The organism is Macrococcus carouselicus (genome assembly GCF_004359515.1).
GTDB lineage: Bacteria > Bacillota > Bacilli > Staphylococcales > Staphylococcaceae > Macrococcus > Macrococcus carouselicus.
In genome coordinates this window covers 92,908-115,993 of sequence record NZ_SCWD01000004.1, presented here as the reverse complement: position 1 = coordinate 115,993, position 23,086 = coordinate 92,908, and the positions used below count along the sequence as shown (strand labels likewise).

Below are 23,086 nucleotides of genomic sequence, written 5' to 3'. Positions count from 1 at the left end.
ACAGCAGAACCGTCTTTCACTATTCCACCATGAGGTGGAAAATATTATCCGGTATTAGCTCCGGTTTCCCGAAGTTATCCCAGTCTTATAGGTAGGTTACCCACGTGTTACTCACCCGTCCGCCGCTAACGTCAAGGAGTGCAAGCACTCCTGTCAGTTCGCTCGACTTGCATGTATTAGGCACGCCGCCAGCGTTCATCCTGAGCCAGGATCAAACTCTCCATAAAAGTGTTTGATAAAGCTCTCTGATTGGTTGAGCCAATCACTCTTTCCGAGCGAATCAGATTCGCTCAAATTATTGGAATTAACGTTGACATATTGTCATTCAGTTTTCAATGTTCATTTGGTGTTACAAGATTAAATGATAACAGCTTCGTTTGTCAGATGCAAGAACTTTTTATTAGAAGTTTTACACTTGCTACTCTCTTTCAAATTCCGCTCTGTTACAACCATTTTCTCGTTTGACCTGCATTAAAAATTTTACTCGAATTATTTCTTGTTTTCAAGTATCTTTTTTACACTTTCAAAACGTTATATTTTCATTCCCGTTTTAAAGTGTCTGTCGTTTTCAGCGACTTTTATATCTTAACAAGTTCATGTAGTTACGTCAATGCTTTTATTATGTTTTTTTAAAAAAACTTGCACGAAGCTATTTCATCGTTTTGTGCTATACTTTCTTCAGTATCATATAAGGAGTGTTGAATATGAAATGGAATAAGAAATCTACCAGTAAGATCAACCGTATACGCTCATGGGCTCTCGGGCTTATCTTTGCCGCAATGATTGTGATGTACTTAGGTGTTGTTCTTCTATATATGGCGCATAGCAGAGTGCTGTTCGGTATCTTCCTGCTCCTCGGCACGCTGGCATTTCTGCTGAGCTTTGTCGTCTACTTCTGGATCGGCATGCTGTCCATGCGTGCTGTCACTGTCTTATGTCCGAACTGCGACAATTATACGAAGATGCTCGGCCGCGCTGATATTTGTTCGAACTGCAATGAACCTCTGACACTCGATCCTGCACTGGAAGGTAAAGCGTTCAATGAAGATTACAACAACAAACGTAAAAGTGCAGAACTAGAAAAGGAAGAACGCTGACTCAGCGTTCTTCCTTTTTTGCGCATTCAGGACATATACCGTATATCTCCATACGATGATGCGTGATCTTGTGCCCCGATAGATGCTGTGCAATCTGTTCAACCTCGTCTAACCGGGGATACTGAAAATCTGTAATCTTACCGCAGCTTGTACAGATAACATGGTAATGGTTAGCTGTATCAAAGTCATAGCGACTTGAAGCGTCACCATAAGTCAGTTCAGTGACGAGACCACTTTCCTTGAATACTTTCAGATTGTTATAGATGGTTGCCACACTCATGCTGTCAAACTTCGGGCTGAGTGCTTTATAGATTTCATCTGCTGTCGGATGAGTGTCCGATTCTATCAGATAGGATAGTACGGCCTGGCGCTGCGGTGTGATTCTGACACCCTGGTCTCTTAGGTGCTGCACCGCTTCCTGCAGTTTTACGGCTGCTGAATCATTCTCGACTGCCATACTATCACCTTCTTTCTGTTTATTATTATTTCTTAATCATACAACTTATATCATAAAACTTCAATATCGCTTATTTCTCCAGCAGATTTTCCAGCTGATTCTTCACTTTGACATTGTCTATTCGCTTCTCTATCGTCAGGTCAGGCCCGATTAATAACGTCGTTCTTACAATGCCCGGCGATTCCTTGCCGAAGACTTTCTTCATCTTGTAGATACCGAGTTCTCTGGTCAGCTGATAATCTTCATCCACCAGAAGATCGAAGCCGATATTGTGCTTGGCAATAAAATTCTGATGTTTTTTCATACTGTCGCCGTTCACACCGTAGACCTGGATCCCTCGTTCCTTCAGCTCTGCCAGATTTTCCGTGAAATTTATCGCCTGTGTCGTACATGTCGGTGTATGGTCACGCGGATAGAAGTAGAGGATCGTACATTTGCCTTTCAGCATTTCCTCAGTGACTATCTCCCCGTTCTGATTCTTCATTTCAAATGCAGGTAACTTCATCATGATTCCTCCCGCTCAAAGTTCTTTCTTATTTATGATACGATAGGAACGAAAAAAATATAAGTAAAAGAGGTTATCAGATGAACTTTTCAGAATCAGAACGTATCCAGGCAGAAGCAAATGAGTTTATTTTAGGCGGGGTTAATTCACCGTCCCGTTCCTACAAAGCTGTAGGCGGTGGTGCTCCTGTCGTGATGGATCATGCTGACGGTGCTTATTTCTATGATGTAGACGGCAATCGATATATCGACTATCTCGCAGCATATGGTCCGATCATCGCAGGTCATGCGCACCCTCATATCACAGAAGCCATCACAAAGGCAGCAGCAACAGGCGTGCTGTACGGGACACCGACTCGTCACGAAGTTAAATTCGCGAAGATGCTCCGTGAAGCAATCCCGTCCCTTGAGAAAATCCGCTTCGTCAATTCAGGAACTGAAGCCGTCATGACGACCATCCGCGTGGCCCGTGCCTATACTAAACGGGATAAAATCATTAAGTTCGCCGGCTGTTATCATGGCCATTCTGACTTAGTGCTTGTTGCTGCAGGCAGCGGTCCAAGTCAGCTTGGTACGCCGGATTCTGCCGGTGTTCCGGAAAGTGTCGCTAAAGAAGTGATCACTGTGCCGTTCAATGATATCGGGCAGTTCAAAGAAGCATTCGTTCACTTCGGTGACCAGATAGCGGGCGTTCTTGTTGAACCGATTGTCGGTAACTTCGGTATCGTCGAGCCTGAAGAAGGCTTTCTGCAGCAGGTCAATGACGTCGCCCACGAGCACGGTGCCCTCGTGATATACGATGAAGTCATCACTGCATTCCGCTTCTGCTACGGCGGCGCTCAGGATATGCTTGGCGTTACACCCGACTTAACGGCATTCGGTAAAATCATCGGCGGCGGCCTGCCGATCGGTGCATACGGCGGCCGTCAGGATATTATGGAACATGTCGCCCCGCTCGGACCGACTTATCAGGCAGGAACAATGGCAGGTAACCCTCTCAGCATGCAGGCAGGTATTGCACTTCTTGAAGTCATTAAAGAAGAAGGGACTTATGATTATCTCGATAAACTCGGTAAACAGCTCGAAGACGGCATCACTGAACTGATCGCGAAGTATCAGATTCCTGCTACAATCAATCGCCTGAAAGGTGCCATGACTATTTACTTCACTGAAGAGAAAGTCGTGAACTACGAGCAGGCTGAGAATACGGACGGCAAGATGTTCGCGAAATTCTTCAAACTGATGCTGAACCAGGGCATCAATCTGGCGCCATCAAAATACGAAGCATGGTTCATCACGATCCGCCATACTGAAGAAGATATCAGGGAAACACTCGCAGCCGTAGAGAACAGCTTCAAGGAACTGTCCCTTGTAAAATAATGATTCATGCTGTATAAGTGAATTATTATCAAGAATGACGAGGTAAATTGAATGAAATTAGGCGCCAGAATATTTAAAACCGGCATTGCCATCATGCTCGCCCTGTTTGTAGCTGAAATGATCGGTACGCCCGGCTATGTAGTTGCAGGTATCTCAGCTCTGTTTGCCATGCAGCCCAGTGTCTATCAATCCTATAAATCTGTTCTTGAGAATCTGCAGGGTAATTCAACGGGAGCGCTTCTTGCGATCATCGCTGTACAGATGTTCGGCAATCATCTTTTTGTTGTCGGTCTGACAACTATTATTCTGATTTCACTTCTGACAAAGCTTAACCTCCAGAATGTGGCCGGACTTGCTGTCGTCACTCAGCTGGTCATCATGGAAGCGTCCGGAGACGATTTCATGATGACCGCTATCACAAGGTTCGCTTTTGTGATGATCGGTGTACTCAGTGCCGCACTTGTCAATCTGCTGTTCCTTCCACCTCAATATGAGACAAAGCTCTACTATAACTGCCAGCAGCTGAGCAATGATATCTTCAAATGGCTGCGTCTCAGCATCAACGGCTCAAGTGAGTATCATGTCGTCAAGCATGACGTCGAAGAGATCAGGGACCGCATTGTGGCGCTTGAATCGAAATTCAACCTCTATAAGAACGAACGTGCCCTTACCAAAAAGCAGAACTATCGCAATATCCGCAAGAAAATCCTCTTCAAGGAACTCATCATGACGACAAGGCGGGCATACGATCTACTGAGGCGAATCAACCGCTATGAAAATGACATTCTGAACCTGCCGGAGGACTTAAGAATCCAGATCAAGTTTGAGATGGACGAACTGATGACATTGCATGAAGGTATTCTGATGCAGGTCACCAATAAGCTGTCGCCTACTCACCTGTCAGAAGACACGAAGATGACAGGTAACTTCAAGAAAGACGTCCTTGAAATGGTGCTGCAAGAACTTCGTCTTGATGAAGACCCGCCCTATAACAAACAGCATATCATACTGGTCATCAGCGCACTCTTCGAATACCGGGAGAAACTTGAGCATCTGGATAAATTAACGCATAGTTTCCACCTCTTCCATAAGGAAGACAATAAAATCAAGGTCATGGATGAAATGCATGACCTATAAAAAGAAGGTTGACTCATCTGAGTCAACCTTCTTTATTTCCAGCCATTGTTAACTGCTGGTAGGACGCGGTCCTTTGAGACATAAGGATTGCCGCAGACCGTGAAGCGATACAGATAATCGACCGCTTCTTCCTTATTGTCGATACCGATTCGTTTCGATTCCCTGATAGCAGCCGGTTCCTTACCTGCACTTATCATGATCGGTCCTTGGTTCAGACGCAGTCCGTTATGTGGATCACGCCGGATTCCCATGCTTTTCGTCAGTTTCCCCGGACCATCTGTCAGATGGTCCATTCTGCCGCGACGCTCCTGCATGATTTCGATGCCATCCGCCGGCTCAAGTCCACGAATCAGCACGCCTTCAGGTGATGCAGCATCCCGTGTAATAAAGTTCATGCAGTGATGACCGTGCATCGTATAGATATAGATGCCTCCGTACTCGCGGTACATCATCTCATTCTTCTTCGTGCGTCTGCCCTGAAAGGCATGCGCCGCTTTATCTTCTATACCGAGATAAGCCTCGGTTTCAGTGATATATCCTGACGTCACAGCACCGTCAATGACAGTGGTCACTTTCTTGCCCAGCAGCGCCTGTGCCGCTTGCAGTGTATCCTCTTTCATAAAACTTAAATCCATATTATACCGCCTCTTTCTGTCTTGTAAAGCAGGTGAGCGAGATATCAGCCGGAGACAATACCGCACGCCGCTATATTGAACAGTCTATCTGTAGTTCGTTACCCTGTACTGCTTCTCCTCAATCACCAGTCCTTTTTCCGTCTCGATCTTTGGAGACTGATCAACATGCAGCTCGCCCGGGATGATGGCGTTCTGCAGATAGATGAATCATACAAGAAGGATGGCATCGACAATAGTTTGTATCGCCCATAAAAGAATCCCCCGTTGTATGACTGTATACAACAGGGGCAAGCTTAACTATCCAGATGTTGAATCGTATAAAGGTTATAATAATGAGATCTGTTAGCCATCAGTTGATCATGTGTACCGATCTCCGCTATCTCACCGTTCTGGATGACAACAATCTTATCGGCATGTGTAATAGTTGATAATCTATGCGCCACAATAACGGTCGTACGGTCCTTTGACAGTGTCTCCAGCGCTTCCTGGATAACCGCTTCACTCTCCAGGTCAAGCGCACTTGTGGCCTCATCCAGAATAAGAATAGGTGGATTTTTCAGGAAGACACGGGCAATAGCGACACGCTGCTTCTGGCCACCAGAAAGTTTGACGCCTCGTTCCCCGACCTCTGTGTCATAGCCTTCCGGCAGGCTCATGATGAAGTCGTGAGCATTGGCCAGTTTCGCTGCATAGATCATCTCTTCTTCTGTTGCCTCCGGTTTGCCGAGCAGGATATTCTCACGGATGGATTCTGAGAAGAGGATATTATCCTGCATGACCATGCCGATCTGATGACGCAGGCTTTCAATCGTGAAGTCATCGATGGCATGACCATCAATCCGAATCTGTCCGCTTGTGACATCATAGAATCTCGGAATCAGGCTGATCATCGTAGACTTGCCGCCTCCGCTCATACCGACAAAGGCGACAGTCTCACCGCTCTTGATATCAAGGTCAATACGATGCAGCACTTCACTGTCGGCCTCGTTGTACTTGAAGCCGACCTGTCTGAACTGGATATCGCCCTGTTCGATCTTCATATTTCTGGCACCAGGTTGATCGACGACATCATAAGGTTCATCGAAAAGCTGGAACATCCGGTCCATCGATGCCAGACTCTGTGTCAGTGTCGTTGAACTTGATACAAGACGTCGCAGCGGACCATACAGTCGGTCAAGATATGCGATGAATGCAGCAAGACTACCGACTGTCATACCATCCTGAATGACGAGGTAAGCACCGAAACCGACGACGATCAGAGGTCCGACGTCAGTGATAGTATTGATGACCGCGAAACTTTTCGCGTTCCATTTTGTATGGTCGGTCGCCTTCTCAAGGAAGTTCATATTACGTTTATTGAAGCGTTCGTTCTCATTCTCTTCAATCGCAAAACTCTTGATGACCGTCATGCCTTGCACACGTTCATGCAGGAAGCCCTGTACTTCAGCGAGCGCCTGTGACCGTTTACGCGTCAGTTTGCGCAGATTGCCGAAGAAATAATAGACGCTGAACATATAGAAAGGAAAGACGACCAGTGATGCGAGCGTCAGTTTGACGTCCATCGTGAACATAATGGCCAGTGCAATGATGATCGTCACCAGATCAAGCCAGACATTCATCAGACCTGTGATGATAAAGTCCTTCGTTGACTCGACATCATTGATGACGCGCGAAATCACTTCGCCGACCTTGTTATTAGAATAAAAACGTACACTGAGGGCCTGCAGGTGCCGGTATAGTTTCTTACGGATATCATATAGAATCTTGTTGCTGGTCCACTGTGCAAGATACTGTCTGAAGTATTCGACAGGTGGCCGGATCACAACAAAGATAAAGCTGAATATCAGCAGCACATGCCACAGGGCCTCTTTTTTGTCAGCGACAGACATCGTATTATTGCCGATGACATCGTCAATGACATACTTGATCAAGAGCGGGATCAGCAAGGGTATACCGAACTTCAGTATCCCGATTATAATAGTCAGCACAATCAGCCATGAATAAGGCTTGACGAACTGCAGATAACGCCTGAACATTCAATCATCTCCTCAAAATTAAGAATCAACCTATAGATCATAGGTTGATTCAATCTTCCATCATACGCTTCTGTAAATGAAAACGTTCCTGCCAGACTTTAATGAAGTCCGGCGCAAATGGCCCTTTTTTTCTTTCAATCCATTGCTGCAAAGTATCAACGTTTCTTCTAAGGATCTGATCAATTTCAGCGGGATAGTTCATCTGCTTCATATGCTGCTGATACTCATCTTCATCCAGTAAATGATATTTACCATTCGGATAGACCTTGATATCGAGATCATAATCGATATATTTGATGGCTTCTGTATCATAGACAAATGGTGAAGAGAGGTTACAGTAATAGTAGACACCGTCTTCTCTGAACATACAGATCACATTAAACCAGTATTCAGCATGAAAATAGACAATCGCAGGTTCTCGTGTGACCCACGTTCTACCGTCACTCTCTGTAACAAGCGTTCTGTTATTCCCCCCGATGATGACATGATTGGTCCCTTTTAAAATCGTTGTTTCGGACCAGACGCGATGGATTTTACCGTTATGTTTATAACTTTGAATCTGCACATTCTGGCCTTCTTTTGGTATGGATTCTTTGACCATGTTCCACACCACCTAGTATTTAGTATTTGCAATCATATTATATCATACATTGTGTATCATGAAACCTATTTGCCTAAGTGGTAATGGTTGAAGATTTTAGTCATCGATACGGGAAAAGTGTAATTTTCCTTGTCGGCAGCGGCCATGAATTGATAACCTGCAGCAGCTGTATCCGTCGTCCTTGCAATATAGACGTCAAGCATCCAGTCAAGATGAGTGAAGCCATGGGTCACCGTATGATATTTCTCCTGCTCATCCGCGAGCTTCATTTCCAGTATCTCCTCTACCTCACTCATTGACAGATCCTCATCGAACATCGGGAACTGCCACATCCCGCCGAGTAGACCGGTCTTCGGCCGCTGAGTGATAAGCATCTCACCTTTATCATTGATGATCAGCATGACTTTATACTTCAGTGCCTTGCGTTTCAGTTTCTTGATCTTGACCGGACGCTCAAGAGCAGTTCCAGCCTCAAATGCCTCGCAGTGCGCATTGACCGGGCAGAGCATACAGATCGGATTACGCGGCGTGCAGACTGTAGCCCCCAGTTCCATCAGTGCTTCGTTGAAATCTCCGGCTCGCTCAGGCATCACTGCCATCACTTTGTCCTCAAAATGTCTGCGCGCTGAGGGCTTAGCTGTATCGGTCGCATCATTATCGAGTCTTGAGAACACCCGGAAGACATTGCCGTCCACTGCAGGATAGGGCAAGTTGAAGGCGATACTCATCACCGCCCCTCTTGTATACGGTCCGACACCTTTTAATGCCAGGAACTTCTCACCGTCTGCCGGTACGCTGCCATAAGTTTCCCCCACTTCCCGGACCGCACTCTGAAAGTTACGCACACGTGAATAGTAGCCGAGTCCCTCCCAGTATTTAAGCACTTCGTCCTCATCAGCATGCGCCAGACTTTCTATAGTCGGAAAACGCTCAATAAATCTGATATAGTAATTCCTCACTGTATTGACCTGTGTCTGCTGCAGCATCACTTCTGACAGCCATATTTTATACGGGTCCTTTGTCTCCCGCCAGGGCATCTCTCTTTTGTTTGTGTCAAACCAGGCGAGCAGGTCTGCTGCAAAGTTTTCCGGGTCTTTCATATTGTCACCTCATAGTCATTAAAATTTATGTCAAACTTCCTTTTTTCATTTATAATAAGACAAAAGGAGGACAGTCCAATGGATACAGCTACACACTTTGCAATGGGTGCCGCACTTGCCGGTCTCGCCACCGTCGATCCCTCTGTGACTGCCTATTATCCTGCAATCACAACAGCTGTAGTCGCCGGCTCGCAGATTCCGGATATCGATACAGTGCTCAAACTGAGAAATAACGCGGTTTATATCACACATCACCGCGGCATCACACATTCCGTTCCTTTCACATTGATGTGGCCACTTCTCATCGTGGGCATCATCTATCTCTTTATACAAGACATTAATGTACTTCACTTCTGGCTGTGGACTCAGCTTGCTGTCTTTCTGCATGTCTTCGTTGATATCTTCAATTCATATGGCACACAGGCGCTTAGGCCGTTTTCGAGAAAATGGATTCAGATCGGCATCATCAATACATTCGATCCCATCATGTTCACATTACTGATAACAGGGTGCATACTCTGGGCAACCGGTGTGAACCCAGTCCCTGTGTTCCTCACTATTGCAGTACTTTTAGTCATTTACTATATCATCAGACGCAGCCTGCAGCAATCCATGAAGAAGCAGGCACTGAAAATTCTGCCGCATGATGAGAAGGTCATCAAGTTGTTTGTCGCACCGACCATCCGCTTCTTCGAATGGCGTGTGGCAGTTGAAACAGATAAACATTATTATATCGGACGCGGTTATAAACGTCACGTCAACTTCAGCGACCGCTTCAGACGTACCCCTATACCACCGGATGAGGTGATGGCTGATGCGCGACGAGACCCGAACTTAAAAGCCTTTATCAGCTTCAGCTCCATCTACCGCTGGACGCTGGTTGAAAAAGAGCATGGCTATGAACTGAGATTCATCGATTTAAGATACTTGAAGAATGGCCACTATTCGTTTGTTGCTATTCTTAATCTCGATCACCACTGCAAAGTCACGCACAGCTACACCGGCTGGGTCTTCTCAGAGGAAAAACTCCTCAGAAAACTGAACAGCCGCCCTATCCGTCAATAACTGAAAATCCCATCATTTCATTGTCACACATTGAAATGATGGGATCTCTTTATTTCCCGGTTATTTCATCCTTCAGCTTTCTGTACAGGTAGAATGTCCATATATAGACAAAGATGAGTTCACATAGGAAGAGGAGATGCAGCGGCACCTTATAGAATACACTGACGCCTTCCACTACTGCCGTCTGAAAACCATTTACGAGAAAATAGAACGGGTTCAGACTTAAGATCTTCACTACAAGTGCAGGCAGTTGGACCGGCACCCACAGGATTGAAACAGATAACATGATGACAGTCAGCAGGATGATCACATTTCTACGCATATGCTGACTGAAATACTCCAGCAGGCTGAGTAGAATGCCTGAGGGAATCAGCAGCAGATAGGTCAGAGCGATAAAGTAAGCGATTCCTATCAGGCTCATATTGAGTTCGATACGGTCCGTCAGCATCACTATGACAAGAAAGGTGAATGCTGCAGCGAACTGCAGCAGGAAGCTGACAATATGAACATTTACCAGCACGTAGAGCGGCAGATTGGTGATATCCAGTATGAAGCCACGCCGTGAGAACAGCAAACTTGAATAGTAGAGCACACCCGCCATCCAGAAAAAGAGCAGATATCCGCTCAGCTGAAAGAACAGTCTGGTCTTATCCGGTTCTGATGGCGAAATAAGATTCACAATAAAGTAACTCAGTAAAATCAATGCGAAATTAATCAGCAGCCAACCGATATACTGTCTGATGTTATATCTTAAATCAATGATTGTATTTTTCACGATGTAGGGTACATATGTCCTTAATTCTTTCATTGCCTCCACCTATCTCCGGAAATACAGCCATGTCTGTGCATCAAAATCAGCAACAGCATAACCATTATCCACTTTAACTATCCAGAAGTCGTCGTCCAGATTGAACTTTTTCCTCATCTCCTGCCGATTTACCAACGGAAAACGAATTCCACTGACTCTCTTTTGCTCATTAAACTGCAGATAGATCTCATTGTCAGTCAGCTTGATGGCAAAGGGCTCACGAATTTCAGGATACAGCTCATCCTCCACCTTCTGCCGACTCGCCCCGAGGAAACCGTTGAAAAACTGATGAAAGTTCACATAGTTGCTGTACATATAGGGCTTCAGCTCCTCAAAGGACCGCTCGTCATATAAGGCCGCCGGGTTGATATAGATGAGGTTTTTCTTCTCTATCTTCATCTCTTTGCTGTCATAGGCTATGCGATAATCTTCAGGGCTGATGGCGGTGATTTCCACTAAAGATCCGGCAGGCAGCTGTGCAACTGTCTTGTTTTTGAAGGTGACGGCTGTCTGTTTACTGACCGCTGCGAGCGCGTACTTCTCCGTATAACTCGTCTCCGGCTGTTTGTTGATCGCCACTTTCTGCTGTTCAGCCACTGCGGGTTTATACTGAACATCTTTCAGGACAAGCGTGAACAACACCAGTCCAAGTACGAGCAGCACAGCTGACAGTGACAGCCATTTTCTCAAGTCTTCATTCACATAAGTACGTGTATGACGATTCACCCGTTTTAATTCCCGAGATTGTAAGGTCTGACGTCTGATCTTGTAGTCGAGGTCAAATAATTCCTCCTTTGTCCCCTTATACTGTCTGTAATAATCGAGATACTGCGGCAGCACATCACCCGGCTCACCGGAACGTCTGAGCTGACCGTGACTGAGCCAGCTGACATAATCAGCTTTATACAGCATCAGGTCAGGATTCTCTTCCATAAGCACCACCGATTTATCCCGGCTGACCAGCTCGTCGATGACTTCACCGAACTTCTTCTTGAAGGCCGGAGACAGATGACGGGTCAGGTCATTGTAGACCACCACTTCCGGCTGCAGAAACTGGGTGAGGGCAATCAGCAGCTGTGCTCTTTCTACGACTGTCAGTTCACTGACTTTCGTCTTATCTTTGTCTTCCAGTTCTGCGAATATCAGAATCTCATGCTTGAGTTCGGCATAATCGGCAAGCGGAATATTATAGCTGAGCAGCATCGTCTCAATGAAGTGACTGACTGAATGGGTGGTTGAACTCTCAGCTGCCAGAAACGTCCTGGCATTATTACGCACGCGGCCGCTGTTCGGCTCGATCACTTTAGCGATCAGCTGCGCCAGAACAGTTTTACCGGAACCTGCAATACCTGCGATACCCATCGTCTCACCCTTATAGAGGTGAATCGTCACTTTATTGATACTGACATACCGATTCTTCTCATTCTGAACAAATCGCGCCAGGAGAGACTGCTCTGTCTGATCGTGCCGGAAATATTTTGTTACTTCAACTAGTCTTACGAGAATATCACCAGACATGTTCAAACTCCTTTATTGATCAAGTTGCAGCAGTGAGAGTGGGATGCCCTCCTCAGATGCATCACCTTGCAGACGAAAGCCCCAGGCAAAGACGCCTTTGATTCTCTCGACTTTGAAGTAGGACGCTTCACTACCGATCAGACGGTATACCTTACCGATGACGATTTCGGACGCATCCACTAAGTAGCTCTCTGCTATCAGCGCTTTTCGCTGATAGACGTCGTATTCATTGATGATACCCATCATTTCCGCTTTGCGTGCTTTCTCTCTATAAGCCGCAATCGCGGTTCTCAGTTCAGCGGGAGACATTTCTACTAATTTCTTCTCTTCATTCATCTTCTATACCACTTTCCTTCAAAGAGGCATTGATTTCGTCGTATTTGAATCCTTTACGCATCAATGCTGTAATGACTTTTGTTCTCAGCTCATAACCAGACGCCTTTCTCGATAGACGGTTCACCTGCTTCTCCAGTTCCTTCTGCAGTGCATCCGTATCCGTTATATCACTGGCAGCCAGATAGGGCGTGATATTATTCAAATTATAACCTTTTTGGACCAGTGTTTGTATTGTTTTCTGAGCTGCCATATAACTTGACGTTTTACCCTGGTGTCTTTTCAGCTGCTTCTGGATGAGTTTTTCCATCCGTTCCGCTGTGATTTCCTCAGTATAATTATCATAATATTCATCAATGATGGCACGCTCTATCCCTTTGTCGAAAAGTTTCTGCCTGAAGACATCCGGTCCTTTATCCGTTGTATTCAGCATTGTGTTCATCAGACTGCGTGCATAGTCATCATGGTCGATATAACGGTTATCATAACAGTATTTGATGACATCCTGTATGACCTCTTCACTCACTTCTGCCTTCTTCAGGTAATCCCGGATCTCTTTCTCAGTCCGCTTCTTATATGAGAGATAGATGACTGCAGAGTTGATGGCCCGTCTATAGTCATCATATGCCTTGATTGCCTGCAGTCTTTCCTTTGTCAGCACGTCATCCTTCTTCAAATTGAACTTCACATAGGTGGCACTGTCGATGCCCATATTGAAGTCCCCGTCAATATAGAGATTGAAACGGTCCTTATTGTTCTTCTGCACTTCTATCTTCGTTATCTTCATGTGATCACTCCTTAAAAAAACTAACGCCGGAGCGTTAGTCAGAGTCAGGTATACCGGCGACTGCCTCATGATACTGTCTATCAGTGATCAGCTGCTGGTCATGCATCTTTTTAAGCGTGGACTTTGTCCGTTCCTGCAGGGCCGTGTCCGTCAGAAAGTCTCCTGGCTGATAGGTACTCGGCGCATTGATCGTACTCGCCAGCACCGCACTCTGCAGCACAGTGATCTGCGGCAGGCCGTTATAGCTCGCATCAGTCGTTGTACCGAAATAAGTGTTGGCTGCTTCTTCGATATTGTAGATGCCGTTCCCAAAATAAATCGTCGTCAAGTATGCACTTATTATATCATTTTTTGAGAAGTTATTTTCAATTCTCTTCGCAATCATCATTTCATTCAGCTTACGGCTGAGCTTTTTATCGCTGTTCAGATAGAGATTTTTAGCGAGCTGCTGCGTGATGGTGCTGCCGCCTTGCGAAGCTTCGCGGTTCTTGACTGCTACACCGACAGAACGGCCTGTGCCTCTCCAGTCAATACCATCATGCTGATAGAATCGTTTATCTTCTACCGCAATAAAGGCAGCCGGCACATATTTCGGCATCTGGTCAGCTGAGACATAATACTTGTTTGATTGCAGGGCTCTGATGTCATTCAAGTCCGCCCCGCTGCTTGTGAAGTAAAAGAAGCCGCCTATTACAGCAGCACATAGAAGAATCACCAGCATCAGTCCGCATCCTAATCGTTTCATACGCATTTCTCCTTATCTTAAAAATAGTTTAACAAATTAAGAAAGAAGGATATACGAAAACGATCTGTAACCCTGATAAATCGGTCTCAGGACTGAGACAAAAAAGACACCGCCTGGGCGGTGCCTGAATATCTTATTATTGAAGTGAATTCACAATTTCCTTGTTGAAATCCGGCAAATCATCAGGTGTTCTTGAAGTGATCAGATTGTTATCGACAACAACTGACTGATCAACCACTTCAGCCCCTGCATTTTCTAAGTCTTTACGGACTGATAAATAACTGGTCACTGTCCGACCTTTTAATTCATCCGTATCGATTAATACCTGCGGTCCGTGACAGATAGCAAATACCGGTTTATCAGCTGTCATAAATTCTTTCGCGAATTTACCGAAACGACCTTCTTCATCACCGCGTAACTGGTCAGGTGAGAATCCGCCAGGAATCAGCAGTGCATCATAGTCAGCTGCGTTCACATCGCCGATTGCTTTCTCAATTTTCACTTCTGTATTTTCCTTTTTCCCTTTAACTGACTGACCTGCTTCTTTACCGATGACGGTTACTTCGTGGCCTGCCTCTTGAATGGCCTCAACAGGGCTTGTATATTCAACATCTTCGAATAAGTTATCTAATATTACTGCTACTTTTTTAGTCATATTGTATATTCCTCCTAAGTAGTGATAGTTATATTTACCCGCCCTGTACGCAGTAAAACATTACAGTCTTCTCTTGCGGACGAGCTTGACGACTGCCTCGACCTGTGTCGTCTGCGGGAACATATCAATCGGCTGAATATAATCAACCGTGAAGGCCTTTGTCAGATGAGCCAGGTCCTTGGCGAGCGTTGACGGGTTGCGGCTGATATAGATGAAGACGGCAGGTTTGATTTCATTGACGGCATCAATCTCATCCGCTGTCAGACCTGAACGATTCGGGTTGATGGTGATGACATCCGGATAGAAGCCGTCCTGAATCCAGTCCTCCAGTTTATCTGCCGGTTCCCCTGCTTCAAAGAGACAGTTCTCCATGTTGTTCGCCGCTGCACTATAAGCAGCATTGATGACTTCCTGTTCGTTTAAGTCAGCACCGCGCAGCGCCCGTGCGTGGCGCGCAAGCTTAAGGGCGCTGCCTCCTGAACCACAGAATAAGTCTGCTACATTTTCGCTGCCTGTTAAGCCTGCTGCTGCCAAGATGGTCTCATAGAGTACATCCGCCTGTCTGACATTAATCGGAAAGGCACTTTCAGCGGTCACTTCGTAGTCAGTCTCTCCCAGTGTTTCATGGATTGCCTGCTGTCCGTCCAGAATAATGGTCTCGGAGCCAGTCAACAGATCGCGGTCAGCATTGATATTAAGTCCAAAACTGACGACATTCGGCAGACGCATGATGCGTTCTGTCAGTAAATCCAGTTTCTTCAGGTCACGGGTCGTGGCGACCAGAATGACCTGTATATCATCAGAATGTCTCGCAGCACGCGTCATGATATAACGGACCCCTTCTTCTTTATTCACATTTTTAGCGACATCAATATTCAGTTCGCTCATGATGACTTTAATGGCATTTGTCGCCTGCATCGTCCGTTTGTCCTGCACGATACATTCATCAAGGTCAATCAGTGTATTCGACTGCTCCTTGTAGAGACCTGCCCGGATATTGCGGCCGGATTTCTCAACTGGAAACTGGTTTCTGCTGCGATACCGGAATGGTTTATCCATACCGATAGTCGGTCTGACGGTTTCAGGGTTCACATGACCCGCGTATTTTTCGAGTGAATCCATGATAATCTGCCGCTTGAAGTTCAGCTGGGCGGGATAGCTCATATGCTGCAGCTGACAGCCGCCACACAAAAAGAAGACCGGACAAGGTGGACTGACACGCTCAGGCACACTCTCACGGACTTTAAGTACTTTACCTTCCAGGTAGCGATTGTTGACTTTCGTTACTTGAGTCAGTACGACTTCTCCAGGCAGTGCATCCGGTACAAACGTGATTTTTCGCTTGTAATAGCCGATTCCTTCACCATTGATACCCAGTCTTTTAATCGTCAGAGGGAATTTCTGTCCGACTTTCACTTCTATATCTTTCATTCCATTCCTCCTATTTAATCGATTTCACTTTTGCTTCAAGCTGATCTAAAATTGCGAGCCACTCATCGATATCAGCCATATCCGTCGTTTCAGGATCTACAGCATCTATCTTCTCGATGAAATCACTTAATTTCTCTTTAATTTCATTCAATGATTCATTTGCCATCATGATTCTCCTTTTTATGTTGTCTTCATATCGTCCTTTATTATGAACGAGAACCCTTTAACTTTCAATCTATTGTCGTTGACAATTTATGTAACGATGAGATAATGGAAAAGATTATTTCTTGAAAGAAGGACATTTATGTTAGCCGCAAAACAACCCATCTCCCCTCAGTTCGATCCATGGGAAGCTTACAATGAAGTTGAAAAATACGGGACGAACAAACTCTCCAATATTGAATTCACGACGACTACGCTCTGCAATATGCGCTGCGCCCACTGTGCAGTCGGTTATACACTGCAGGTCAAAGACCCGGAAGTCCTGGATATGGACCTGATACTCAGAAGGCTTGACGAAATTCCTCATCTATCCACTATCAGTGTAACCGGCGGAGAACCGATGTTCTCTAAGAAATCCATTAAGAAGACAGTGAAGCCATTACTGCAGTACGCTCAGGACCGTGGCATCTATACGCAGATGAACTCCAATCTGACCCTGCCTTATAACCGCTATGAGGATGTCTTTGACTTAGTGGATGTTATGCACATCTCACATAACTGGGGCACGTTGGACGAATTCGCTGAAGTCGGCTTCCATGTAATGGACAAGAAACCTCCGCTTGCAGCCCGCTATCAATTATATGAACAGATGATCAGCAACGCACGCCAGTTATCTGAAGCAGGTATGTTTGTATCAGCAGAGACCATGCTGAACAAAAACACTGTACCTCATCTTGAGAAAATACATCGTGAAGTGGTACGTGATATGAGATGTGCACGTCACGAGATTCATCCGATGTACCCTTCTGACTTTGCGTCAGACCTCAATATATTGACGCTTGATGAGTTGAAAGAGGCTATTCGTCAGCTGCTGACATTTCGTGACCCTGAGACCTGGATGCTGTTCGGCACATTACCGTTCTTCCCGTGCGCTATGAATGAAGATGATCTCGAACTGCAGCAAGCATTACATACAGATCCAACTATCACCATCCGGAACGATCCGGACGGACGCTCAAGGCTGAATGTCAATGTCTTCACGGGTGACGTCATTGTGACTGATTTCGGCGATGAGACGGGGACAATCAATAATATACAGACTCATTCCCTGCAGTCCGTCTATGACAAATGGCAGGAAAGCGCATTGAATCAACAGCTTAACTGCCACTGTGCACCTGTGAAGTGCCTAGGTCCGAACCTGCTCGTCAAAAACATGTACTACCCAGACGTTGATTTTAAAGAACGCGAACACCAGATGCATCAGCAGTTCAATGAAATCAAATAAAATAACCAGCTCAGCTGAGCTGGTTATTTTTTCGGATCCATCTGTTCAAGAGGCTAGCACCCGCCAGACCGAGCAGCATGACAACGCTGCCCCATTTAAGATAAGGCGGGGTATAGGTCAGAACCACTTTCCTATCACCCTCTTTGACCGGTACACCTGTCATCAGATAATTGACCGCTTCAACAGGCCGGGCCTCACCGTCCACATAAGCTTTCAGTCCTACAGCATAAGGCATAGGAAAGACGAGTGTCCCTTTATCACCTTGCAGATCTACTTCGAATGCATTTCTTTTCCTTGTGAACGTCAGAGGGTGTTTGCGATAATGATGGTATGCTTTTTTCAGACTGGTGTAATCCTCCCCCTGCACTGACTTCAGACTTAAGTGATACCGTCCGGCAGGAAAATGTATATGAATGTCATCAGTCGCCTTAATATTCATCACGATATCTTTGGCTTCTCTTCTGTATTTGTAGTCCTTCTTCGGTTTCATCAGCTTCTTCTCGTTGACCTGAACATAAAAGTCTTTGTCCGCCGGTGCTGCAATATCTGTTTTCATCGTGATATAGAGCTCTTTATAGCGGGACGTCTGTTCTTTATCTAATTTGATCACGAGTCCACCGCCGTCTCTTTCTACATTCAGTAAGCCGTCCGTCCATTCAGCATACTCTGTTCGTAAGGTCGCAGCGGGCAGTATATTCTCCGCTTCAAAGTTGCCCGCTGTTCCTGTTTCTTTCACCACGCCTTCAAGCATCGCGCGCTCTCTGGCAAGCGGTGTATGAAGTGAGGAGGCAGCGAATGTCTGCTCAGCAACCCTGACACTCGGAAGTGGATAAGGATTTTTCGATAGCTCATAAGTCTTATTAGCTGTAAAAGCATCCACCTTCTCAAATAATGTCGGATGATCGTCTTCAGCAGTTATAAAATAATCCACATTATAAAGACTCGCTAAGTTCGTCCGTCCTGATAGATTTGCATAATAACTGTTCTTCTGCTTATGCTGTGCAATCTGCAGCTCTTCCTCATAGAACTTCAGGATTTTTTTGTCAAATATACTCGAGTACAGCATAGTGCCGTTAAATCGATAATACATCGGCACATTGACTGACGAATCGTCTGACAGCGTGATACGTCTGAAATCATCCGCCTGCCCTTTCTTGATCTGATTGATTTCTTTTTGCATCGCCGGATTATAGACCTTCTCAGTCATATAGTCCTTCGTCTTGAAGTATTTGTGCTGCACACCGTAATGATAATCCTGGATCAATGTCAGCTGACACATCGCAATCGCAAAGATAATGACATTCAGCAGCCTTGTTGATTTTTCTTTCAGATATAACATCATCAGCAGAAGAATGATAGGGATATAGAGTATCCAGTAATGAAAATCTCTCTGCATCAACGCTGATATAATAATCACCAGCACGACCGGCACTGCGGCGTAGACCAGCTGTCGTATAGACAGCTCCGCCAGATGCTGGATGAAGAGTGCCGAAAGCATTGCAGTTGAGAAGGCCAGAATATACACCCATCTGCGCTGCGGCATCGAAAAGCCGTTGAACAGACTGCCGACAAAAGGTGTCAGAGAGCCGGCCATCAGTATCCAGGTCGTCACGGCGAATAACCGGTAATAATAATACCGATAGAGCGAAAAGCTGAACAGCGCAATAACTGCAACAAACATGACAACCAGGTGGAAGCCCCCGTAGAAAATATTATTATCAGAGGACCAGCCGATCAGCAGTGGAATTTTGAGCTTTTCCAGTGTGCGGTCATTGTTCAGAAATGACGATACACCTGCGACAAAACCGATATTCCCGATCATAAAGCCGGTGATTGCACTGAGAACAGTGGTTGTTAAGGCCCGGGTCCGAGTGAATCTATCCTCTTCATGCTGCCGAATAATGCGAAAGAGAAAATAGACGCCGACTGCTATCATCTCGTAATATGCGAGATAAAAGTTCGAGAAGACGGTTACTGCAATACTAAGTATAAAAACAAGCGGCTTTTTTCTTCTTAGGAGCCGTTCAATTCCGAGTACGGACAGGGGCAGATAAATCATGACATCACTGAAGAAAGACCAGGTAAATGTGAAATAGTAGAAGATAGTGGACCAGCTGTAAAGTACCGCTGCAAGCATTGCCATCTTATGTCTGATACCGATTTCCTTGGCGGCATAATAAGTCGCTGAAAAGACGAAACTGCATTTCAGTACTGCCGTCACGTACTGCATATGAATCAGCTGTTCGACAGTCGACTGCCGGTCCATCAGCTGATAGAGATGGAGCAGTGCAAATGTCCCGTATGATACAAGTGATGTTGAATAATAATAGCTGAGGCTGGTGAAATAATCTCCGCCTAAGCCAAATGACAGATCATACCACATGCGAGCATGCTTGAAATGTTCATAGAGATAGAGCTGAAAGGGAATCATCTGTTTCATTCCGTCACCTTTGCCGACATACAGGACACCGTCAGCCATATAACGGTATACATCCGGCAGATAGAATATACCACTCATCACGAGCGCAATCCCCATTATCTTGATAAAACGTTTTAACATAAATTCAGCCTCTCATTTTGTCTATATTTTCCTTTGTCATTATAACAAGGATCGCCGTGATAGACAAAATAACACCGGTAAATCAAGTGATTTACCGGTGTTATTATTACGTGTAAAGCTTGGTGGAGAAGAATTTCAGCAGTTCTTTACTATGGCCTGTCCGTTCTTTACGCTTGATTGCCCGCTCCGCCCCTGACTCGTTCAGCCACTCCTGATCCGCATTTTCCGGATAGACCTCAGGCACCTGAACCGGCCGGTTATTCTCGTCAAGCGCCACGAATGTCAGAAAGCTCACCGCTGCAAGTTCTTTCCTGCCCTCCAGAATATTCTCAGCGATGACCTTCGTGAAAACTTCCATTGAAGAATTACCCGTATAGCTGACAATTGCGACAAGTGACACGATATCTCCCGGTCGAATCGGTTTGATGAAATCCACCGAATCTGTGGATGCCGTCACAACAGAATAACCACAGTGACGGGTGGCCGCGATAGAAGCGACATCATCCACCATCGCCATCAGCTTGCCGCCGAACAAAGTATGATGATGATTGGTATCAGACGGAAAGACCTGCTGCGTTTTGACTGTCCTTGATTCAGACATTGATTTTCTCTCTCTCATTACACACCTCATTTTCTCTATAATAAAGGAGATAGTCTCCTATCTCCCGTTCTGTTTCTTATTTAGTGTAGGTCATCTGCAAAGACTTTCTTCTCGAGTGCTTCTTCTGGAGTGTCAACAATGTCTGCCTCTTTGGAATCAAAAGCGGCTCTAAGGAAGAACATTAGCATGCCACCGAAAACAAACATCGAGAAAAGAAAGGCGATAACAACAAACCACATCATAGCTACTGACATGTTCAGCCTCCTGCTTTAATCATTATAGAATAATCATATCATTATATAGCTTAAATTAAAACGCCCAATTACCATTTATGAAGATGGGTTCCATGTCACCATTCTCGGTCATACCACTGATGTTCATCTCAGCGTTGCCGATCATGAAGTCTTCATGGGTGATCGACTGATTAAGGCCTGCTGCATCAAGCTCAGCATCGTCCATCTCTTTGCCACCTTCTAAGCAGAATGGATAGGCAGAGCCGAGTGCTAAGTGACAGGATGCATTCTCATCAAATAACGTATTGTAGAAAAGTGTCTGACTGTTTGAGATGGGTGAATCATGCGGAACAAGTGCCACTTCACCGAGCTGAACCGCATTCTCATCTGACTCAAGCAACCCTTTTAAGATCTCCTCACCCACGCCCGCTTTGTAATCAACAACTTTACCTTCTTTGAATGTCAGAGTGAAGTCATCGATGATATTGCCGCCATAACTCAGTGGCAGTGAGTTAGTCACCGTGCCGTTGACCTGGTCCTGATGCGGCACCGTGAAGACTTCTTCAGTCGGCATATTGGCCATGAACTCTATACCTTCAGCACTGACGGACGAAGCGCCGCACCAGATATGTCCTTCCGGCAGACCGATTGTCAGATCAGTTCCAGGCGCTGAGTATTTCAGTGCTTTGTATGCTTTCTTATTTAAGTATTCTGCTTTTAAGTGCAGATTTCTATTGTGTTCTTCCCATGCCTGCACCGGATCTTTTTCGTTTGCTCTCACTGTGTACAGCATCAGCTCAAGAAGTTTGTCAACCGCATCATCAACAGGCAGTTCCGGGTAGACCAGCTTCGCCCATTCCCTGGAAGGATAGGCCGCCACTGTCCACGGGAACTGGTCAGACTGCATCATACGCATATATTCACGGTAAGCATTACCGTAAGAACGCATCATCGTGCTCACTTTATCAGCATCCGCATCCTTCAGATTCTCCGGACTTGAAGAGATAAGTGCAAGCTGTGCCGCACCGTCCCGCGCATAATCCATGCGCTCATCGACAAGGTACTGTGGTACTGTCTCAAATGATTCTTTCGGACGATATGCAAGATTAAGCTGCGTCAGACGGTCATCCCCGTAGCTCACCTTAACGTCCTCAGAGCCTGCTTTGTATGCTTCCTCTACCACTAGATGTACAAATTCGGCAGCATCAATAGTCGCACGGATATAGACACGTTGTTTCGGCTGAACATTCATCCCGACGTTCACTAACAGCTGTGCATATAATTTAAGTCGTTCATTCTGGTTTTCAATCATTATACAATCCCCTTTGTTGTCTAGATTATTTTCTCAGCTGTCCCAGTGCATCAGTAATCGCAGCAATTTCACTCGGTGAGATATTGTCCCGTTTCATCACCATATCGTATAGATCCTGTAAATCTTCCTGCTTTGAATCATCGATATCCTCAGCATTGATGACCCCTTTGTTGATCAGTTTCAACTTTGTCATGATTGCTGTCAGCATTTCTTCTTTAGACATATTAACCTCCAGTTATCCATTAATAGTACAATAAAATAAAAATCTCATCTGCAACAAGTTTACCATATTATATATTAGGATATATAATAGTATTATCAACACACTAATTTATTGGAGGAATCATCATGAACAACAAATTAATCCCTGGTATGCTTATCGGCGCCGCTGTTGGTGCCGCAATCGCTATGCTTGACAAAAACACTCGTTATTCTGTAAAAAATCAAGTCAGCAGTGCGAATGAACTTCGTAAAAATCCATCTGAAGTAAAAGACAAATTCAGTGGTATTAAAGATGAACTGATGTACTGGAAAGACCAGATCGAAGAAATTCGTCGCAACAACCCAGAACTTGAAAAAGCACTTCTGGAAACAAAAGATATGCTGCAAAATAAAAAATAATAACGGCTCATAATTTTATAGAG

General features: G+C 45.3%; 25 protein-coding genes and 1 rRNA gene. 6 read left to right on the top strand and 20 right to left on the bottom strand.

The annotated features are described in order from the left end of the window. Positions 1-227, bottom strand: a 16S ribosomal RNA gene (locus ERX40_RS09495); the annotation flags it as partial. 477 nt (positions 228-704) lie between these two features. Between ERX40_RS09495 and ERX40_RS09490 the strand changes: the two genes are divergently transcribed. After that, positions 705-1,097 (top strand): DUF2614 family zinc ribbon-containing protein, encoded by a 393-nt coding sequence (locus ERX40_RS09490; protein WP_133418268.1) that lies wholly within the window; start codon positions 705-707, stop codon positions 1,095-1,097. A gap of 1 nt (position 1,098) precedes the next feature. Here the strand turns inward: ERX40_RS09490 and perR are convergent, their stop codons facing one another. Together perR and ERX40_RS09480 are read right to left on the bottom strand one after the other, a co-directional pair. Then, positions 1,099-1,554: a peroxide-responsive transcriptional repressor PerR gene (gene perR / locus ERX40_RS09485; RefSeq protein WP_133418267.1), complete on the bottom strand. Its 456-nt coding sequence runs from the start codon at positions 1,552-1,554 to the stop codon at positions 1,099-1,101. 70 nt (positions 1,555-1,624) lie between these two features. After that, the gene (locus ERX40_RS09480; RefSeq protein WP_424960728.1) at positions 1,625-2,059 is read right to left on the bottom strand and encodes a peroxiredoxin; all 435 of its coding nucleotides are present in this window, start codon (positions 2,057-2,059) and stop codon (positions 1,625-1,627) included. A gap of 80 nt (positions 2,060-2,139) precedes the next feature. Between ERX40_RS09480 and ERX40_RS09475 the strand changes: the two genes are divergently transcribed. Together ERX40_RS09475 and ERX40_RS09470 are read left to right on the top strand one after the other, a co-directional pair. Beyond that, positions 2,140-3,438 (top strand): glutamate-1-semialdehyde 2,1-aminomutase, encoded by a 1,299-nt coding sequence (locus ERX40_RS09475; RefSeq protein ID WP_133418265.1) that lies wholly within the window; start codon positions 2,140-2,142, stop codon positions 3,436-3,438. Positions 3,439-3,489: 51 nt separating this feature from the next. Continuing rightward, entirely contained in the window at positions 3,490-4,575 is a 1,086-nt protein-coding gene (locus ERX40_RS09470; protein ID WP_133418264.1) for an FUSC family protein, read from the top strand. Between the two features lie 32 nt (positions 4,576-4,607). On the opposite strand, the gene ERX40_RS09465 is transcribed toward ERX40_RS09470, so the two are convergent. The 4 genes from ERX40_RS09465 to mutY all read right to left on the bottom strand — a co-directional run bounded on the left by ERX40_RS09465 (position 4,608) and on the right by mutY (position 8,947). Continuing rightward, positions 4,608-5,210, bottom strand: a complete 603-nt coding sequence (locus ERX40_RS09465) for a DNA-3-methyladenine glycosylase (protein WP_133418263.1) — start codon at positions 5,208-5,210, stop codon at positions 4,608-4,610. A 293-nt stretch (positions 5,211-5,503) separates the two neighbouring features. Beyond that, complete coding sequence (locus tag ERX40_RS09460) at positions 5,504-7,246, bottom strand: ABC transporter ATP-binding protein (protein WP_133418262.1); 1,743 nt, start codon at positions 7,244-7,246, stop codon at positions 5,504-5,506. A gap of 49 nt (positions 7,247-7,295) precedes the next feature. Further along, on the bottom strand, positions 7,296-7,847 hold the full coding sequence (ntdP, locus tag ERX40_RS09455) for a nucleoside tri-diphosphate phosphatase (RefSeq protein ID WP_133418261.1): 552 nt from the start codon (positions 7,845-7,847) through the stop codon (positions 7,296-7,298). 65 nt (positions 7,848-7,912) lie between these two features. Further along, positions 7,913-8,947: an A/G-specific adenine glycosylase gene (mutY, locus tag ERX40_RS09450; RefSeq protein WP_133418260.1), complete on the bottom strand. Its 1,035-nt coding sequence runs from the start codon at positions 8,945-8,947 to the stop codon at positions 7,913-7,915. A 78-nt stretch (positions 8,948-9,025) separates the two neighbouring features. On the opposite strand from mutY, the gene ERX40_RS09445 reads away from it, so the two are divergent. Continuing rightward, positions 9,026-10,012: a metal-dependent hydrolase gene (locus ERX40_RS09445; protein WP_133418259.1), complete on the top strand. Its 987-nt coding sequence runs from the start codon at positions 9,026-9,028 to the stop codon at positions 10,010-10,012. Between the two features lie 49 nt (positions 10,013-10,061). On the opposite strand, the gene ERX40_RS09440 is transcribed toward ERX40_RS09445, so the two are convergent. The 8 genes from ERX40_RS09440 to ERX40_RS11320 all read right to left on the bottom strand — a co-directional run bounded on the left by ERX40_RS09440 (position 10,062) and on the right by ERX40_RS11320 (position 16,455). Continuing rightward, positions 10,062-10,787, bottom strand: a complete 726-nt coding sequence (locus ERX40_RS09440; protein WP_165980731.1) for a hypothetical protein — start codon at positions 10,785-10,787, stop codon at positions 10,062-10,064. A gap of 42 nt (positions 10,788-10,829) precedes the next feature. Next, entirely contained in the window at positions 10,830-12,338 is a 1,509-nt protein-coding gene (locus ERX40_RS09435) for an ATP-binding cassette domain-containing protein (protein WP_133418257.1), read from the bottom strand. Between the two features lie 12 nt (positions 12,339-12,350). After that, positions 12,351-12,674: a YfhH family protein gene (locus ERX40_RS09430; RefSeq protein ID WP_133418256.1), complete on the bottom strand. Its 324-nt coding sequence runs from the start codon at positions 12,672-12,674 to the stop codon at positions 12,351-12,353. Beyond that, entirely contained in the window at positions 12,667-13,458 is a 792-nt protein-coding gene (gene recX / locus ERX40_RS09425) for a recombination regulator RecX (protein WP_133418255.1), read from the bottom strand. Before recX ends, ERX40_RS09430 begins: the two co-directional genes overlap by 8 nt. A gap of 34 nt (positions 13,459-13,492) precedes the next feature. Next, positions 13,493-14,203: a glycosyltransferase gene (locus ERX40_RS09420; RefSeq protein WP_133418254.1), complete on the bottom strand. Its 711-nt coding sequence runs from the start codon at positions 14,201-14,203 to the stop codon at positions 13,493-13,495. A 136-nt stretch (positions 14,204-14,339) separates the two neighbouring features. After that, entirely contained in the window at positions 14,340-14,858 is a 519-nt protein-coding gene (locus tag ERX40_RS09415) for a type 1 glutamine amidotransferase domain-containing protein (protein WP_133418253.1), read from the bottom strand. A 60-nt stretch (positions 14,859-14,918) separates the two neighbouring features. After that, positions 14,919-16,289 carry a 23S rRNA (uracil(1939)-C(5))-methyltransferase RlmD gene (gene rlmD, locus ERX40_RS09410; protein ID WP_133418252.1) on the bottom strand — a complete coding sequence of 457 codons (1,371 nt, stop codon included), beginning with the start codon at positions 16,287-16,289 and terminating at the stop codon, positions 14,919-14,921. Positions 16,290-16,299: 10 nt separating this feature from the next. Then, a complete protein-coding gene (locus ERX40_RS11320) occupies positions 16,300-16,455 on the bottom strand; it encodes an SE1561 family protein (RefSeq protein ID WP_165980724.1) in 156 nt (51 codons plus the stop codon). A gap of 138 nt (positions 16,456-16,593) precedes the next feature. Here ERX40_RS11320 and yfkAB point away from each other — a divergent pair, with 138 nt between their 5' ends. Next, positions 16,594-17,736: a radical SAM/CxCxxxxC motif protein YfkAB gene (gene yfkAB / locus ERX40_RS09405; RefSeq protein ID WP_133418251.1), complete on the top strand. Its 1,143-nt coding sequence runs from the start codon at positions 16,594-16,596 to the stop codon at positions 17,734-17,736. Positions 17,737-17,746: 10 nt separating this feature from the next. Here yfkAB and ERX40_RS09400 read toward each other — a convergent pair whose 3' ends face one another. From ERX40_RS09400 to ERX40_RS09385, 5 genes are all read right to left on the bottom strand, one after another. Beyond that, entirely contained in the window at positions 17,747-20,296 is a 2,550-nt protein-coding gene (locus ERX40_RS09400) for a YfhO family protein (protein WP_133418250.1), read from the bottom strand. 106 nt (positions 20,297-20,402) lie between these two features. After that, positions 20,403-20,915: an acyl-CoA thioesterase gene (locus ERX40_RS09395; RefSeq protein ID WP_133418249.1), complete on the bottom strand. Its 513-nt coding sequence runs from the start codon at positions 20,913-20,915 to the stop codon at positions 20,403-20,405. 62 nt (positions 20,916-20,977) lie between these two features. Beyond that, complete coding sequence (locus ERX40_RS11315) at positions 20,978-21,151, bottom strand: hypothetical protein (RefSeq protein WP_165980730.1); 174 nt, start codon at positions 21,149-21,151, stop codon at positions 20,978-20,980. 55 nt (positions 21,152-21,206) lie between these two features. Continuing rightward, positions 21,207-22,442: an aminopeptidase gene (locus tag ERX40_RS09390; protein ID WP_133418248.1), complete on the bottom strand. Its 1,236-nt coding sequence runs from the start codon at positions 22,440-22,442 to the stop codon at positions 21,207-21,209. 25 nt (positions 22,443-22,467) lie between these two features. Further along, positions 22,468-22,665 carry a DUF1128 family protein gene (locus ERX40_RS09385; protein WP_133418247.1) on the bottom strand — a complete coding sequence of 66 codons (198 nt, stop codon included), beginning with the start codon at positions 22,663-22,665 and terminating at the stop codon, positions 22,468-22,470. A 125-nt stretch (positions 22,666-22,790) separates the two neighbouring features. Here ERX40_RS09385 and ERX40_RS09380 point away from each other — a divergent pair, with 125 nt between their 5' ends. Beyond that, positions 22,791-23,063 (top strand): YtxH domain-containing protein, encoded by a 273-nt coding sequence (locus ERX40_RS09380; RefSeq protein ID WP_133418246.1) that lies wholly within the window; start codon positions 22,791-22,793, stop codon positions 23,061-23,063. Positions 23,064-23,086 lie beyond the last annotated feature (23 nt).